The sequence below is a fragment of the Rhodococcus sp. 2H158 genome (assembly GCF_053764755.1).
This window is the reverse complement of record NZ_JBSNCE010000039.1, coordinates 1-16,510: the sequence shown is the minus strand read 5'-3', so window position 1 is coordinate 16,510 and position 16,510 is coordinate 1. Positions and strand designations below refer to the sequence as shown.

The following is a 16,510-nucleotide window of genomic DNA, read 5'->3' as shown; positions in this document are numbered from 1 at the left end:
TGTGCGCGTGACTGAGCGGACCCTGGTACTGATCAAGCCCGACGGCGTGGCCCGTCGTCATGTCGGAGAGATCCTCTCGCGCATCGAGCGCAAGGGACTCGACATCGTGGCACTCGAGCTGCGCACCGCCACCGAGGAGGTGGCCGCCGCCCACTACGCCGAGCACGAGGGCAAACCCTTCTACCCCGGCCTGATCGAGTTCATCACCTCGCGCCCGCTGGTCGCGGCCGTGCTCGAGGGTCCCCGGGCCATCGCCGCGTTCCGTCAGCTCGCGGGCGGCACCGATCCGGTGGAGAAGGCCGTCCCCGGCTCCATCCGCGGTGATCTCGGGCTCGACGCCGGGGAGAACCTGGTGCACGGCTCCGATTCGGTGGAGTCCGCCGAGCGCGAGATCGCCCTCTGGTTCCCCGCCCTCGCCGGGTCCTGATCCGTATCGACTGCCCCGCCACGGCGCCCTCCGGGGCGCCGTTGGCGTATCTACGGACCTCTGTGTGGGATACTGAGGTAGGTCGCTCCGCTTCGAGTGTTGCGGAACGACCGAACGACATCACGGATCGATGCCCGACATCGCTGTGACCGGGGACGCAGGAGACACCTCGCTCGGTTGCACGCTGGATGCACCGGCGCTCGATCCGCGATCCAGCCAGGCACCGCTCGGCCGTGCAGTGAAAACGGGCACCGGACGACCGTGCGATGCGAGACCGTACATCTCGCGCCTCCCGGTGCGAGCACACACAGACAGCGCCCTCGCGTGGCCGCGTCACATCGCTCGAGACGAGGATGGACGCGCCCGGGGGCCCGAGGAGACCTACGTGGCCGAACAAGCGCCGCCGAACGACAATTCCAACGAAGAGGGCACCGTGGTGCTGCCGCCGAAGATGCGCGTGCACGCCCTTGCCAAGCTGCTCGGCCTGACCAGCAAACAGGTCATGGCCAAGGCCGCCGACCTCGGCACCGAGCTGCGCAGTGCCCACTCGAGCCTGCAGCGCGACCTCGCCGAACAGATCCGCGCCGCGCTCGGCGCACCGGCCGAGACCGGACCGGTGCCTGCCGCGGAAGCCGCACCGGAACCGGTGGGTGAGGCGCCCGAGGTGCCCGCCGGAGAAGCCGTCGTCGCGGTGCCCGCCGCCGAGGGGGCCGCCGAGGTCCCCACGGAGGAGCCGGCCGCCGCGGAGGCGGCCGCGGTCCGGGACACCACCGCTCAGGAACCCGCCGCGGAGTCCGTCGAGGCACCGGCGGCCCCGGCCCTGTTCACCGGCGTGGAACAGGAGACCCCGGTGTTCGCCGCGCCGGAGCCGAGCACCGCCGAGCCCGTCGTCAGCGCGCCGCTGTTCCTGCAGCCGGAGGTCACCGCTCCCGCCGAGGCCACGCCCCGTCGACGCCGTTCCCGGCGCGCGGCCGAGGCACCCGAGCCCGCCGTTGCCGAGGAGGTCACCGAGGAGACCGCCGCGGTGGAGGAACCGGCCGAGGAGACCGCTGAGGAGGAGGAGCCGCGCCGGCGCCGTCGTGGCCGCCGTGGCCGTGGCCGTGGCCGCGGCGAACAGCCCGAGACGCAGGACGAGACCACCGCCGAGGAGGGGACTGCTGCGGAGGAGGCCGAGGAACCGGCGGCGGAGGCCGAGGAGCCGACGGAGGTCGAGGAGCCGACGGAGGTCGAGGAGCCGACGACGGCGGAAGCCGCGACCGCCGAGCCGGAGGCCGGGCAGGCCGAAGGCGGGGAGGCCGAGGCCGAGGAAGAGTCCGCGGAAGGTCCCTCGCGTCGCCGTCGCCGCCGTCGTCGTCGCAAGGGCAGCGCGGACGGCGCCGAGACCGTCGCCGAGGACGACTCGGTCCCCACCGTCGTCCACGAGCGCGAGCCGCGGCCCAAGGCCCGCGCCGCCAAGGACGAGGTGCAGGGCATCACCGGTTCCACCCGGCTCGAGGCCAAGCGCCAGCGCCGCCGCGACGGCCGGGACGCGGGCCGCCGTCGGCCCCCGATCCTCACCGAGTCGGAGTTCCTCGCCCGTCGCGAGTCCGTCGACCGCGTCATGGTGGTGCGGGACAGGACCGGTGACGGTGCGCACCCCGGGAACATCACGCAGGTCGCGGTCCTCGAGGACGGCGTCCTGGTCGAACACTTCGTGACCAGCGCCGGATCCGGTTCGATGGTCGGCAACATCTTTCTCGGCCGTGTCCAGAACGTGCTTCCCTCGATGGAGGCGGCATTCATCGACATCGGCAGGGGCCGCAACGGCGTCCTCTACGCCGGCGAGGTCAACTGGGAGGCCGCCGGGCTCGGCGGCAACTCCCGCAAGATCGAGCAGGCTCTCAAGCCGGGTGACCGGGTGCTCGTGCAGGTCAGCAAGGACCCGGTCGGGCACAAGGGCGCCCGCCTGACCACGCAGATCAGCCTCGCGGGCCGGTTCCTGGTGTACGTGCCGGGCGGCTCGTCCACCGGCATCAGCCGCAAGCTGCCCGACACCGAGCGCAAGCGGCTCAAGGAGATCCTGCGCGAGATCGTCCCGGCCGAGGCCGGCGTGATCATCCGCACCGCGGCGGAGGGCGTGAGCGAAGACGAGCTCGCCCGCGACGTGCAGCGCCTGCAGACGCAGTGGGCGTCCATCGAGGAGCAGGCCGCCAAGCTCGAGTCCGACGGCTCGGGGCAGCCGAAGACCCTCTACGAAGAGCCCGACCTGCTGGTCAAGGTGATTCGCGACCTGTTCAACGAGGACTTCTCCAAACTCGTCATCGAGGGCGAGAACGCCTGGACCACCGTCGAGAGCTACATCCGCACCGTCGCACCGGACATGGTGCCCCGCGTGGAGCGGCACGATCCCGAGTCGGGGGGACGCGACGTGTTCGCCGCCCACCGCATCGACGAGCAGCTCGCCAAGGCGCTCGACCGCAAGGTGTGGCTGCCGTCCGGTGGCACGCTCGTCATCGATCGCACCGAGGCGATGACCGTCGTCGACGTCAACACCGGCAAGTTCACCGGGGCCGGCGGCAACCTCGAAGAGACCGTCACCCGCAACAACCTCGAGGCGGCCGAGGAGATCGTGCGGCAGATGCGGCTGCGCGACATCGGCGGCATGATCGTCGTCGACTTCATCGACATGGTGCTCGAGTCGAACCGCGACCTGGTGCTGCGACGCCTCACCGAGGCGCTCGGCCGGGACCGCACCCGCCACCAGGTCTCGGAGGTGACCTCACTGGGGCTCGTGCAGATGACGCGCAAGCGGCTCGGCACGGGGCTGGTGGAGGCCTTCTCCACCACGTGCGAGCACTGCCACGGCCGCGGCATCGTCGTGCACAGCGAACCCGTCGAGGCCGGCGCGGCCGAGGACGGTGGGCGGCCCGCCCGCGCCGAGAGCGGCTCCCGGCGCCGCCGGGGCCGCGACCGCGGCGCCCAGCCGGAGGCGGCGACGACCGAGACGGCCGCGCCCCAGCCGGTACCCGAGGTGGCGACAGTGGACGCGACCGTCAAGCGTGCCCACCCGGTGGCCCTGGCGATGGCCGCGCACCACGGCAACCACGACGAGAACCCGCCGGAATCCGGCGCCGAGCAGGCGCAGGCAGCGCCGGCGGAGACGCCGGCCGCGCAGGCCCAGCCGGCCGAAACGCGCGAGGCTGAGCCCGCCGACACGCGCGAGGCGCGGCCGGCCGAAACGCCGGAGGCCGAAAAGCAGGCTGCGGAGCCGGCGGCCCGTCGCCGTCGCCGGGTCTCACGGGCCGCCGCGGCCCCGACGGGCGACGGCACCGGCGCCGGCACCGTCTTCGTGGTGCCCACACCGGCCCACACACCGGAGCCTGCGGCGGTGGCCACCGCGCCGGTCCCGGACGGGGAGAACGCCGAGCCGGTGGTCGTTCGACGGCCGCGTCGTCGCCGGGCCGCGGGCCGGCCCGCCGGCCCGCCGGTCGAAGCACAGGCATGAGGTCCGACCGGGCCCGACTCCGCGCGGGCCCGGTTTGACCCTGGCAGTCACCTTCCCGTAATCTTGGTCAGTCGCTACTCGGCGATACGGCCCTGCTGCGCCCGATGCGGGAAGGTGGCGGGCCCCGAGTCAGCAACCACACCAGACCAGTCGCGTTGCACACCGTGGCGCGAGCACGTTCGAACTAGCAAGGGGTAGCCGTCCGATGGCAACGTACGCGATCGTCAAGACCGGCGGTAAGCAGTACAAGGTCGCTGAGGGCGATCTCGTCAAGGTCGAGAAGATCGAGGGTGAGCCCGGCACTGCTGTCTCGCTTGCTCCGGTCCTCGTCGTCGACGGAGCCGAGCTGACCACCGACGCCGACAAGCTGGCGAAGGTCACGGTCACCGGCGAGATCGTCGAGCACACCAAGGGCCCGAAGATCCGCATCCACAAGTTCAAGAACAAGACCGGCTACCACAAGCGCCAGGGTCACCGTCAGAAGCTGACGGTCCTGAAGGTCACCGGCATCAAGTAATTCGGGCTTCCGCTTCAAACCCCAGGAGGGTTCGTCATGGCACACAAGAAGGGCGCATCCAGCTCCCGTAACGGTCGCGATTCGAACGCCCAGCGTCTCGGCGTCAAGCGCTTCGGCGGCCAGGCCGTCAACGCCGGTGAGATCCTGGTGCGCCAGCGCGGCACCCACTTCCACCCCGGCGTGAACGTCGGCCGTGGCGGCGACGACACGCTGTTCGCCCTCGCTGCCGGTGCCGTCGAGTTCGGCACCAAGCGTGGTCGCAAGACGGTCAACATCGTTCCGGTCGCGGCAGACGCCTGATCTGCCGTCCGAATCGGACACCGCGGAGGTTCCCTTCGCACATACTCCCAGTAGGGGCGGACCAGGGTCGCACACCCGGGTCCGCCCCTACTGTTTTCGGGGCGACCGGTAGTGGTCGTTCCGGCACAACTCCGGTAGTCCCGGCACAGTGGGGCTACCGGTCGACACAACAGTTCCACCATTCGACGGAGGTCCACCCATGTCCCGCTTCATCGACCGGGTGGTGCTGCACGTCACCGCCGGCAAGGGTGGCAACGGCTGCGCCTCCGTCCATCGCGAGAAGTTCAAGCCGCTCGGTGGTCCCGACGGCGGTAACGGCGGCAACGGCGGCAACGTCGTGCTCGAGGTGGACGAGGGGGTCCACACCCTCCTCGACTTCCACTTCCACCAGCACGCGAAGGCCACGAACGGCACGCAGGGCGCGGGCAGCAACCGCGACGGCGCCAACGGCGGCGACCTCGTGCTCAAGGTGCCCGACGGCACCGTCGTGCTCGACAAGGACGGCCGGATCCTGGCCGACATGGTCGGCGCCGGCACCCGCTTCGTCGCCGCCCACGGCGGCCGCGGCGGCCTCGGCAACGCGGCCCTGGCGTCGAAGGCCCGCAAGGCCCCCGGCTTCGCCCTGCTCGGCGAGGAGGGGGAGGAGCGCGACCTCGTCCTCGAACTCAAGTCCGTCGCCGACGTCGGGCTGGTCGGGTTCCCGTCCGCCGGCAAGTCCTCCCTGGTGTCGGTGCTCTCCGCGGCCAAGCCGAAGATCGCCGACTACCCGTTCACCACACTCGTCCCCAACCTCGGGGTCGTGCAGTCGGGCGACACCACGTTCACCGTCGCCGACGTGCCGGGCCTGATCCCCGGCGCCAGCCAGGGCCGCGGTCTCGGCCTGGACTTCCTGCGTCACCTCGAGCGCTGCGCCGTGCTCGCGCACGTCGTCGACTGCGCGACGCTCGAGCCGGGGCGCGATCCCGTCTCCGACATCGACGCACTCGAGGCCGAGCTGGCCGCCTACCAGCCGGCGTTGTCCGGCGACAGCAGCCTGGGCGACCTCGCCGATCGACCCCGCATCGTCATCCTCAACAAGGTCGACGTGCCGGACGCCGCCGAACTCGCCGATTTCGTCACCGCCGAGCTCGAGGAGCGGGGCTGGCCGGTGTTCCGTATCTCCGCGGTCAGCCGGGAAGGGCTGCGGCCGCTGACCTTCGCGTTGGCGCGGATGGTGGAGGAGTACCGGCAGGCGCATCCGCCGGCCGCGCCGCGGCGGCCGGTCATCCGGCCCGTCGCCGTCGACGAGACCGGCTTCAGCGTCGTCGCCGACCCCGAGACGCCGGGCGGCTTCATCGTGCGCGGCACCCGGCCCGAGCGCTGGGTGCGTCAGACGGCGTTCGATAACGACGAGGCCGTCGGCTACCTCGCGGATCGGCTCGCCCGCCTCGGTGTCGAGGACGAACTCGTCAAGCAGGGCGCCGAACCGGGTGCCTCCGTCACCATCGGCGACGTCTCGTTCGAGTGGGAGCCGCAGACCCAGGCCGGCGTGGACGTCGTGCCCACCGGCCGCGGCACCGACGCCCGCCTCGACCAGGTCGATCGGGTCGGCGCCGCCGAACGTCGCCACGCCAAGCGGGTCCGCCGCGGTCTCGCGACCGACGACGACGAGTTCTGACCACCGCACATCGAGCCCAGAAGCAGGAGATCGTGAGCGATACCCGGGAGGCGGTCGCCGGCGCGCGCCGCGTCGTGGTGAAGATCGGCTCGTCCGCCATCACCAGCCTGGTCGGCGGCCTCGACCGGGACCGCCTCGACTGCCTGGTCGACGCTCTCGAAGAGCGCATGCGCTCCGGCTCGGACGTGGTGGTGGTGTCCTCCGGCGCGGTCGGCGCCGGCCTCGCCCCGCTGGGCCTGACCGTCCGGCCCCGCGACCTGGCCACCAAGCAGGCCGCGGCCAGCGTCGGACAGCTTGCCCTGGCCCACGCGTGGGGCACCTCGTTCGCCCGGTACGGCCGCACCGTCGGGCAGGTGCTGCTCACGGCCGACGACATCGCGCGGCGCACCCAGCACCGCAATGCCCAGCGCACCCTCGACCGGCTGCGCGCGCTGCACGCCGTGCCCGTGGTCAACGAGAACGACACCGTCGCGACCGCCGAGCTGCGGTTCGGCGACAACGATCGCCTCGCCGCGCTCGTCGCGCACCTCGTCGGCGCCGACGCGCTGATCCTGCTCTCCGACGTCGACGGCCTCTACGACGGCGATCCCCGTAAGGGCGACGCCCACCTCATCGCGGAGGTGACGAGCCCGGAGGACCTCGACGGCGTCGTCGCCGGGTCCGGGGGCGCCCTCGGCACGGGCGGGATGGCGTCGAAGCTGTCCGCCGCGCGCCTGGCCGCGGATTCGGGTGTGCCGGTGCTGCTCACCGCCGCGTCGCAGGCCGACCGTGCCCTCGGTGCCGCGGACGTGGGCACCGCGTTCGCGGCCCGGCCCGACCGGATGTCGGCGCGGCGTTTCTGGGTGCGGCACGCCGCCGACACCCACGGCACCCTGCACCTGGACGCGGGCGCGGTACGGGCGGTGGTGGAACGGCGCCGCTCGCTGCTCGCGGCGGGCATCACGGGAATGAGCGGACGCTTCCACGGTGGGGACGTGGTGGCGCTGGTCGGTCCCGACGGCCGCACGGTGGGGCGCGGCGTGGTGGCCTACGACGCCGCCGAGCTGGACTGGATGATCGGGTTCTCCACGCGGCAGCTACCGGCGGACCTGCAGCGGCCGGTGGTGCACGCGGACGATCTCGTGACGCTGTAGGCGCGGGCGGTCACCGGCCGGACGCCGCCGCCGGTGCCGCGGTGACCAGGGCCGTGAGCACCTCCGAGCAGCCCGCGTCGACCTTCACGGTGGCGAGGGGATCGCCGCGCGTGACGCCACGGTTGACCACGGCCACGGGCATGCGGCGCTTGGCGGCGTGCCGCACGAACCGCAGCCCGGACATCACCGTCAGGGAGCTGCCGACCACGAGCAGGGCATCCGCCTCGTCGACGAGCGCGAAGGCGCGTTCCACGCGCTCGCGTGGCACCGATTCGCCGAAGTAGACGATGTCCGGCTTGAGCATCCCCCCGCAGCGCTCGCAGTCCACCATGCGGAAGCTGCCGGTGTCGTCGACGACCGCGTCGGCGTCCGGCGCCACCTCGAGACCCGTCGTCCCCCGAACCCGTTCGAGGAAGCCCGGATTGGCGGCGGTGAGCCGCTCGGCGAGGGTGAAGCGTGAGATCCGGCGGTCGCACGCCAGGCACCGCACCTGCGCGTAGCAGCCGTGCAGGTCGATCACTCGCCGGCTACCGGCCTTGGTGTGCAGCAGATCCACGTTCTGGGTCAGGACGCCCAGGACGGTGCCGCGGCGTTCGAGCGCGGCGAGGGCGCGGTGCCCGGCGTTCGGCCGTGCGGAGTCCATGTGCCGCCACCCGACATGGTTGCGCGCCCAGTAGCGGCGCCGGAACTCCGGATCCCCGACGAACTGCTGATAGGTCATCGGGTTGCGGGGTGGCGCGCCGGGGCTGCGGTAGTCCGGGATGCCGGAGTCGGTGGAGATGCCCGCGCCGGTGAGCACGCACAACCGCCGGCCGTCGAGCAGGTGGTGCAGCGGTTCGATCACCCCGTCCAGGGTAGCGGCGTGTCAGTACCCGGCGCTCGGGTCGACGACCGCGGCGAGATCGAGGCCGGCCGCGAAGCGCGTGACGTTCTCGGTCACGTGCTCGGCGAACGCGGGGATGCGCAGCGCCGGGGGATTGGAGTCGTGCGGGGTGATCATGGCGTTGCGCAGCGACCACAGCGGGTGCCCGTCCGGCAGCGGTTCCGGGTCCGTGACGTCCAGGCCGGCGCCCGCGATGACGCGGCGGCTCAGGGCATCCACCAGCGCGTCGGTGTCGACGAGGCTGCCGCGGGCAACGTTGATCACCCAGGCGGTGGGCTTCATCGCGGCCAGCTCGTCGGCGCCCACCAGTTGCTCGGTCTCGGCCGTGGCGGGGGCGGCGATCACGAAATGGTCTGCGCGGGGCCACACTTCGTCGATCCGCGCGACGGGGACGGTCTCCACGGCGCCCGGGACGGGGCGGCCGCTGCGGGTGACCGCGAGCGCCTGGGCGCCGAGCGCACCGAGCATGGGGATCAGGGCCCGGCCGATGCCACCCGCCCCGATGATCCCGACGGTGGCGCCGCGCAGGGTGCCCAGCTGGGGGTAGAACACGCTCGGCGTCCACGACGTGGCCGCCAGGTGGTCGGGCAGCGCCCGCACGCCGGCGAGCAGCAGCATGAGCGCGTGTTCGGCGACCGTCGCGGCGAACGCCCCGGCGGCCGACGTCCACGTCACCTGGGGGTGAGCGCGGATGACGCCGGCGTCGAGCCAGTCCTCCACGCCGGCGGCGGGCAGCTGAACCCACCGCACCGACGCCGGCAGCACCGCGGGGAACTCGTCCGGTCCGGCGGTCCAGACCACGGCGTCCGGGCGGTCGTCGAACCCGCACACGCGACCGCCGCCGGCCCCGATCGCCCGGTCGAACACGATGTCCGGGGCGGGGCCGACGGCGATGCGCGGCTGTCGCTCGTAGGTCATGGCTCCGACTCTAGGCGCGAACGCCCGGCCGGTCACTCGCTGCGGGCACTCAGACGACCTCGACGAGGGGGTACACGCCGTTCTCGTCGTGGACCTCCCGGCCGGTGACCGGCGGGTTGAACACGCAGAACATGCGCATCCGGGTGTCCGGCTCGACGCGGTGCCGCTCATGGCCGTTGAGCAGGTACATCGTGCCGGGCGCGAGCGGGTACACGGTGCCGGTCTCGAGGTCGGTGAGGGTGCCGGTGCCCTCGATGAGCCACACCGCCTCGATGTGGTTCGCGTAGTGGAACTCGTTGACGGTGCCGGCCTCGATCGTGGTCTCGTGGAACGAGAACCCGACCTTGTCGCCGCCGAGCACGATGCGCTTGCTGCGCCAGTTGCCGTTGTCCGACGTGATGTCGCGCTCGGTGCCGGTGATTTCCTCGGTGGTACGGACGATCATACGTAAGTCCTTCTCAAGCTAGTCTTTTCGTGCGTGGTTCGACGGCGGCCGGGGGTCAGGCCCGGACCACCGAGGTGGCCTCGCACAGGATGTTCAGACCGTGCTCGAGTTCGTCGTCGCTGATCGTCAGCGGCGGAAGCAGCTTGACGACCTCGTCGGAGGGGCCGGAGGTCTCCGCGAGCAGGCCCTGCTCGAACGCGAGAGCGCACACCTTCTGTGCGTCGTTCGGCTCGTCGAACACGAGGCCCTGCACCATGCCGCGACCGCGGGTGGAGACGCCGTCGAACATGTCGGACAGGTTCATGAAGGTCTGCCGGATCCGCTCGCCCTTGCGCAGCGTCTCGCGCTCGAGGCGGTCGTCGGCCCAGTAGTGCTGCAGCGCCTTCGCCGCGGTGACGAACGCCGGGTTGTTGCCGCGGAACGTGCCGTTGTGCTCGCCCGGGCCCCACACGTCGAGGTCGCGCTTGAACAGCGTGAGCGCCAGCGGCAGGCCGTACCCGCCGATCGACTTCGACAGGGTCACGATGTCCGGGGTGATCCCGGCGACCTCGAACGAGAAGAACGGGCCGGTGCGGCCGCAGCCCATCTGCACGTCGTCGACGATGAGCAGGATGTCGCGCTCGGCGCACAGATCCGCGAGGGCACGCAGCCACTCGGGGCGGGCGACGTTCACGCCGCCCTCGCCCTGCACGGTCTCCACGATGACCGCCGCCGGGCGGTTCAGACCGCTGCCGGAGTCGTCCAGCACGCGGGAGAACCAGTGGAAGTCCTCGGTGACGCCGTCGAAGTAGTTGTCGAACGGCATCGGGGTGGCGTGCACCAGTGGCACGCCGGCCCCGGCCCGCTTCATCGAGTTGCCCGTCACCGACAGCGCACCCAGGGTCATCCCGTGGAACGCGTTGGTGAAGTTGATGATCGACTCGCGGCCGGTGACCTTGCGGGCGAGCTTGAGCGCCGCCTCGACCGAGTTGGTGCCCGTCGGGCCGGGGAACTGGACCTTGTAGTCGAGGCCGCGGGGGGCCAGGATGTGGCTCTCGAACGACTCGAGCAGCTCCCGCTTGGCGACGGTGGACATGTCGAGGCCGTGGGTGATGCCGTCACCCATGATGTAGTCCACGAGCGCGGTCTTCAGGACCGGGTTGTTGTGCCCGTAGTTGAGGGCTCCCGCGCCGGCGAAGAAGTCGAGGTAGTCCTTGCCGTTCTCGTCGCGGAGCCACGATCCGGACGCCGTTTCGAACACGGTCGGCCAGCCGCGGCTGTAGCTGCGCACCTCGGATTCGAGGTAATCGAAAACGCTGTGCTTGGCGGGGGTTTCGGGGTGCTCCAGGATGGTCATTCGTCGTCCTCCTGCGGCGAATTCGTTTTCGCCGGTCGTGTATTCATTCGCCGATCGTGTAGAGATCCTCGGCCATGTGGGAATCGGGAAAATCCGAAGGGGTGAACAATTCGCTCCGGGTGATGCGTAGTCCGCGTCGCCGGGCGAGCGCGGTGAACAGCGCGACGGACGCCTCGTTGTCCGGGCTGACGGTCGTCTCGAGCCGGTTCACGCCGGCGTCGGCGAGCCGGTCCCACAGGCTGTCGAGCATCCGGCCCGCGATGCCGCGGCCACGTTGGGCCTGGTCGACGGCCACCTGCCAGACGAACAGCGTGTTCGGCGACTCGGGGCGGCGATAGCCGCTGACGAAACCCACCGCCTCGTCGTCACCGCCGGTGGCGACGACCGAGGTCGCCGCGAAATCGCGGCACCAGAGCACGTATGCATAACTGGAATTGACGTCGAGCACTTTCGAATCGCGCGCGATCTGCCACATGCGAATTCCGTCGGAAATGCGCGGTGCGCGGAAATTCGGCTCGGTCGGCGCGCTCGCCGTTTCGGCGGGCTCACGGGGCGGGGTACTTCTCTGCGTCACAGGCGTCATAAGCGGTCTCGAACCTAACAACTTCGTGGGCGGGATTCACCCGCCTTGTCGGGATCCGTCGCCGAGTACCCCGGCTCCGCGCAGGTGAGACGCCCATGTGAGAAGAGTCACTTCGTGTAGCGCCCGGGCCGAGCGCGGCGATTATTTCGGGCTCGCCAGCGCCAGCGGCAGCACCGCGGAGGCCCCGGCCCGGATCAGGGTCCGCGCCGCCATCGTCATCGTCCAGCCGGTGTCGGTGACCGCGTCGACGAGCAGGATCGGTCCCCGGGTTCCGCGGAGGTCGGGGCTCTCCCATGCGTCCACGAGGCCGGCGATCCGGTACGCCGAGTTCGCTGCCGTCACCGGGGGCCGGCCGGGCCGGGCGCGCAGCACGCCGAGATCCTCGAGCCGGCCGAGCTGCGCCAGCCGCGCCGCCAGGGAACCGACCAGGCGAGGATGGGTTGCCGACTCCACGGCCATCACCGCGGTCGGGCGATCCGACCAGTCCCACGCCTTGAGCACCGCCACGGCGGCCTGCACCACCGCGTCGGGCACCGGCGCGTCGGGGCCGTCCAGCAGCGCCCGCAGCCGCGGTCCCCATCCGAGGTCCGACAGCCGGCCGAGTACCCGGCCCGGCTCGGGCCCGTCGGTGATCTTCCCGGACAGTGTCACGCCGAGCTTGGCCATTCCCGTCGGCCACTGCCGCCGCGGCGGCAGGTCCACCCCCGGCCGGTCCAGCCGGGCCCGCACCCGGCCCAGCTCGGCGTCGTCGACGTCCGCCGGCCACCGTGCCCCGCAGCAGTTGTCGCACCGCCCGCAGCCCGGGGTGTCGGGCGTCAGGTCGGGATCGTCGAGCTGGGTGCGCAGGAACACCATCCGGCACCGGGTGGTCCGCTCGTACTCGAGCATCGCCTCCTGCTCGGCCTCGCGGGCCCGCTCGAGCTTCGCGTACCGGGCGGCGTCGTACTCCCAGGGCACGCCGGTGGCGATCCAGCCGCCCTTCACCCGGCGTACCGCACCGTCCACGTCGAGCACCTTGAGCACCATCTCCAGCCGGGACCGGTTGAGGTCGACCAACGGCTCGAGGGCCTGCGTGGACTGCGGCCGCTCCGGCTCGAGCACCTCGATCACCCGCCGCACCACCTCCTCCCCCGGGAAGGCCACCGACGCGAACCAGCTCCAGATCTGCCGGTCCTCGGGACCCGGAAGCAGGATCACCTCCGCCCGCTCGGTCGCACGGCCCGCGCGACCGACCTGCTGGTAGTAGGAGATGGGTGAGGACGGTGCTCCCAGGTGCACCACGAACCCGAGGTCCGGCTTGTCGAAACCCATGCCCAGGGCCGAGGTGGCGATCAGGGCCTTGACCCGGTTGGCGAGCAGGTCCGCCTCCAGCTGCTCCCGCTCGGCCGGATCGGACTGCCCCGTGTACGCCGCGACGGTGTGACCGTGCTCGGAGAGCAACGCGGCCAGGTCGTGCGCGGCCGACACGGTGAGGGTGTAGACGATCCCGGAACCGGGCAGCTCGTCGAGGTGCTGGGCGAGCCACGCCGCCCGGCGCGCGGGCTCGTCGATCCGCAGCACCGACAGGTGCAGCGACGGCCGGTCCAGACCGCCGCGCAGCACCAGGGTCTCGCCCGTGCCCTCCCCGACGCCGAGCTGCGCGGCCACGTCCGCCACGACCCGGTCGTTCGCGGTCGCGGTGGTCGCGAGGACCGGGATGCCCTCGCCGATCTCGGTGACGAGGGTGCGGATGCGCCGGTAGTCCGGCCGGAAGTCGTGTCCCCAGTCCGAGACGCAGTGCGCCTCGTCGACCACCACCAGTCCGGCGTCGCGGGCGAGCGCCGGCAGCACCTGGTCGCGGAAGTCCGGGTTGTTGAGCCGCTCCGGGCTGACGAGCAGGACGTCCACCGCGCCGTCGGCGACCTGCCGGTGGATCTCCTCCCACTCGGTGACGTTGCCGGAATTGATCGTGGCCGCGCGGACGCCCGCGCGCTGCGCCGACTCGACCTGATTGCGCATCAGGGCCAGCAGCGGGGAGACGATCACGGTCGGCCCGTGCCCGTGGGCGCGGAGCAGCTTGGCGGAGATGAAGTAGACGGCCGACTTGCCCCAGCCCGTGCGCTGCACGACCAGCGCTCGCCGGCGATGCACCACCAGTGCCTCGATGGCGCTCCACTGGTCCTCGCGCAACCGGGCGCCGGGCCCCGCGAGGTCGCGGAGCAGTCGTTCGGCTTCGTCGCGCAGATCCGTGGTGGCGGTGCTCATGGGACCCATCGTGCCGGACGGCGACGACACCGTCCGTACCGGACGACGACGACACCGTCCGTGCCGGACGACGACGACACCGTCGCGCCGCCGCGAGGGGCGCCCGCGCCGGCCGTGGCGTTCGCTTCGGGGACGAACGTGCCGTGTTGCGCGACGAACGGGGTCGTTCCATCGGCGAACGACCCGTCGGTCCCGTCGGGCCGTCGCCGCCCGGCCCGGCGGCGACGCGGCACGCCGGTCGCGCCGGGGTCGTCGGCGCCAGGGTCGCACCGGCCCGGGTCCGCTGCGCTCGTTGCGACCGAACCGCCTGCGAGGCAGTCGCTTTCGAGGACCGGTGGGGACGGCGGTTCGTTCGGCCGGGGTCGTGGGGGCGGCACGGGCGTGGGAAGTGGTCCGCGCCCCATCCGGTCCGCCGCTGTGACGGAGGCGTCGTCGGCCGCCGGGCATGCTCGTACCCTGTTCGTTATGCAGACGCAGTTCCTCCGCCCCGCATCCGACTCCTCTCCGAGCCGAATCGACCATCCGGCGTTCCGGCAGAAGGTCGTGTCGGCGGAGGAAGCCGTCCGCTGGATCCAGCCCGGCCACACCGTCGCCATCAGCGGTTTCGCCAGTGCCGGCACGCCGAAGGCGATCACCCCGGCGCTCGCGGAACGCATCGGGGCCGCGCGCGCCGCCGGCACCGACTTCACGGTCAACCTCCTCACGGGCGCGTCGGTCTCCGCCGAGACCGAGCGGATGCTGTCGGAGGTGGCCGGCATCTCCCTGCGGATGCCGTACCAGGCCGAGCCCACCGCCCGCCGCAACATCAACAACGGCCGCATGGACTACGTGGACATCCACCTGTCCCACGTCGCCCAGCAGGTCTGGGAGGGCTACTACGGGCACGTCGACGTCGCGGTCGTCGAGGTCTCCGGCGTCACCGAGACCGGTGAACTGATCCCGTCCGCGTCGATCGGCAACAACAAGACCTGGCTCGACGTCGCCGAGAAGGTGATCCTCGAGGTCAACTCGTGGATTCCGGCCGCGATGACGGGCATCCACGACGTGTACTACGGCACCGCGCTGCCGCCGCACCGCAAGCCGATCATGCTCACGGACGTCGAGGACCGCATCGGCCAGAGCACGTTCCGGGTCGACCCGGACAAGGTCGTCGCCGTCGTCGAGACCCACGCCCGCGACAGCGCCAGCCCGCTGACCCCGCCGGACGCGGTGAGCCAGGCGATCGCCGCGCACGTGCTCGACTTCTTCGAGCACGAGATCTCCCGCGGCCGGCTGCCCGCGGACACGCTCCTGCCGCTGCAGTCCGGCATCGGCAACGTGGCCAACGCCGTCCTCCAGGGTCTCGATGCCGGTCCCCACAAGGGTCTGACCTGCTACTCCGAGGTCATCCAGGACGGCATGCTGCACCTGATCAAGCACGGCACGGTCCGCTTCGCGTCCGCCACGTCGCTGGCGCTGAGCGAGGCCGGAATCGACGAGCTGGTGTCGAACATCGACTTCTACCGCGAGCACATCGTGCTGCGCCCTCAGGAGATCAGCAACCATCCCGAGATCGTGCGCCGCCTCGGCATCATCGCGATGAACGGCATGCTCGAGGCCGACATCTACGGCAACGTCAACTCCACTCACGTCATGGGCACCAAGATCATGAACGGGATCGGCGGATCCGGCGACTTCGCCCGCAACGGCTACCTGTCGATGTTCCTGAGCCCGTCCACCGCGAAGGGCGGCAGCATCTCGTCGATCGTGCCGATGGTGCCGCACGTGGACCACACCGAGCACGACGTGCAGGTCCTCGTCACCGAGCAGGGACTTGCGGACCTGCGCGGGTTGTCGCCGCGGCGCCGGTCCCGGGTCGTCGTCGACAACTGCGCCCATCCGGACTACCGGGACATGCTGCACGACTACGTCGACCGGGCCGAGGCCGTGCCCGACGCCGGGCACACCCCGCACCTGCTCGGCGAGTCCCTGTCCTTCCACCAGCGTTTCCTGGAGTCGGGATCCATGCTGGCACAGTAAGTTCCGAGGGGCCGCCGGCCGGCGCCGTCAGCCGCCGGCGACCGGCGCGGGGTCGATCGGCTGCTGCGGGAGCGACTGCGTGACCGCCGCCGACATCGTCTGCAGCGGAGTCGGACCCGAGCCGTTCGGCACTGTCAGCGCCACGTACACCGGGCGGTCCACGACGAACCAGGTGCTCGCATCGATGCCCTCCGCGGCGCCGGACACCTCGAACCACTGGACGCCGTCGACCACCTGCAGCGCCGCCGCCTGATCGAACTCCGCCGGCCGCTCGAGCCCGCACCGCAGCACCACCGGCTCACCCTCGACGGGCTGCCATGCCGCGGCCCCCACCGGGGCCGGGTCGGCCAGCTCCGCGCGGCGGAGGTCGCCGACCTCCTCGGGCAGCGCACCCAGCAGCGCCGCGCACTCCGGGGACTCGGCCTGCGGCGCCACCACCGGCCCCAGCGCCACGGGCGCCAGCTCCGGGGTGCGGTTCGCCAGCACCGCCGCCACCACGATGCCGATCAGCAACGCCACCGGCAGCGCGACGGCCGTGGCGATCAGCGCGGGACTGCGGTGGTG

General features: G+C 71.7%; 14 protein-coding genes. 7 read left to right on the top strand and 7 right to left on the bottom strand.

The genetic code is table 11. The features are described 5' to 3' along the window. Positions 1–7 precede the first annotated feature (7 nt). The 6 genes from ndk to proB all read left to right on the top strand — a co-directional run bounded on the left by ndk (position 8) and on the right by proB (position 7,518). Positions 8–427 carry a nucleoside-diphosphate kinase gene (gene ndk, locus ACWPOB_RS26410; RefSeq protein WP_006937234.1) on the top strand — a complete coding sequence of 140 codons (420 nt, stop codon included), beginning with the start codon at positions 8–10 and terminating at the stop codon, positions 425–427. Positions 428–812: 385 nt separating this feature from the next. Continuing rightward, the gene (locus ACWPOB_RS26405; protein WP_455402636.1) at positions 813–3,911 is read left to right on the top strand and encodes a translation initiation factor IF-2 N-terminal domain-containing protein; all 3,099 of its coding nucleotides are present in this window, start codon (positions 813–815) and stop codon (positions 3,909–3,911) included. A gap of 205 nt (positions 3,912–4,116) precedes the next feature. Beyond that, positions 4,117–4,428 (top strand): 50S ribosomal protein L21, encoded by a 312-nt coding sequence (rplU, locus tag ACWPOB_RS26400; protein ID WP_006937230.1) that lies wholly within the window; start codon positions 4,117–4,119, stop codon positions 4,426–4,428. A gap of 36 nt (positions 4,429–4,464) precedes the next feature. Further along, complete coding sequence (rpmA, locus tag ACWPOB_RS26395; protein WP_006937229.1) at positions 4,465–4,728, top strand: 50S ribosomal protein L27; 264 nt, start codon at positions 4,465–4,467, stop codon at positions 4,726–4,728. A gap of 199 nt (positions 4,729–4,927) precedes the next feature. Further along, on the top strand, positions 4,928–6,385 hold the full coding sequence (gene obgE, locus ACWPOB_RS26390; protein ID WP_100058654.1) for a GTPase ObgE: 1,458 nt from the start codon (positions 4,928–4,930) through the stop codon (positions 6,383–6,385). A gap of 32 nt (positions 6,386–6,417) precedes the next feature. After that, positions 6,418–7,518 carry a glutamate 5-kinase gene (proB, locus tag ACWPOB_RS26385; RefSeq protein WP_072635052.1) on the top strand — a complete coding sequence of 367 codons (1,101 nt, stop codon included), beginning with the start codon at positions 6,418–6,420 and terminating at the stop codon, positions 7,516–7,518. Positions 7,519–7,528: 10 nt separating this feature from the next. Here proB and ACWPOB_RS26380 read toward each other — a convergent pair whose 3' ends face one another. The 6 genes from ACWPOB_RS26380 to ACWPOB_RS26355 form a co-directional block, all read right to left on the bottom strand. Next, the gene (locus ACWPOB_RS26380) at positions 7,529–8,362 is read right to left on the bottom strand and encodes an NAD-dependent protein deacetylase (protein ID WP_455402635.1); all 834 of its coding nucleotides are present in this window, start codon (positions 8,360–8,362) and stop codon (positions 7,529–7,531) included. Between the two features lie 21 nt (positions 8,363–8,383). Beyond that, positions 8,384–9,319, bottom strand: a complete 936-nt coding sequence (locus tag ACWPOB_RS26375; protein WP_455402634.1) for a D-isomer specific 2-hydroxyacid dehydrogenase family protein — start codon at positions 9,317–9,319, stop codon at positions 8,384–8,386. A gap of 49 nt (positions 9,320–9,368) precedes the next feature. Continuing rightward, on the bottom strand, positions 9,369–9,764 hold the full coding sequence (locus ACWPOB_RS26370; RefSeq protein ID WP_006937217.1) for an ectoine synthase: 396 nt from the start codon (positions 9,762–9,764) through the stop codon (positions 9,369–9,371). Positions 9,765–9,819: 55 nt separating this feature from the next. Next, positions 9,820–11,100: a diaminobutyrate--2-oxoglutarate transaminase gene (gene ectB / locus ACWPOB_RS26365; protein WP_455402633.1), complete on the bottom strand. Its 1,281-nt coding sequence runs from the start codon at positions 11,098–11,100 to the stop codon at positions 9,820–9,822. 43 nt (positions 11,101–11,143) lie between these two features. Then, positions 11,144–11,575 carry a diaminobutyrate acetyltransferase gene (gene ectA, locus ACWPOB_RS26360; protein ID WP_455402654.1) on the bottom strand — a complete coding sequence of 144 codons (432 nt, stop codon included), beginning with the start codon at positions 11,573–11,575 and terminating at the stop codon, positions 11,144–11,146. Between the two features lie 249 nt (positions 11,576–11,824). Further along, a complete protein-coding gene (locus ACWPOB_RS26355; RefSeq protein ID WP_455402632.1) occupies positions 11,825–13,927 on the bottom strand; it encodes a RecQ family ATP-dependent DNA helicase in 2,103 nt (700 codons plus the stop codon). Between the two features lie 465 nt (positions 13,928–14,392). Between ACWPOB_RS26355 and ACWPOB_RS26350 the strand changes: the two genes are divergently transcribed. Then, positions 14,393–15,946 (top strand): acetyl-CoA hydrolase/transferase family protein, encoded by a 1,554-nt coding sequence (locus ACWPOB_RS26350; protein WP_029543155.1) that lies wholly within the window; start codon positions 14,393–14,395, stop codon positions 15,944–15,946. A gap of 27 nt (positions 15,947–15,973) precedes the next feature. On the opposite strand, the gene ACWPOB_RS26345 is transcribed toward ACWPOB_RS26350, so the two are convergent. Then, the coding region (locus tag ACWPOB_RS26345) for a DUF3515 domain-containing protein (protein WP_455402631.1) at positions 15,974–16,510 on the bottom strand (537 nt) is incomplete at its 5' end.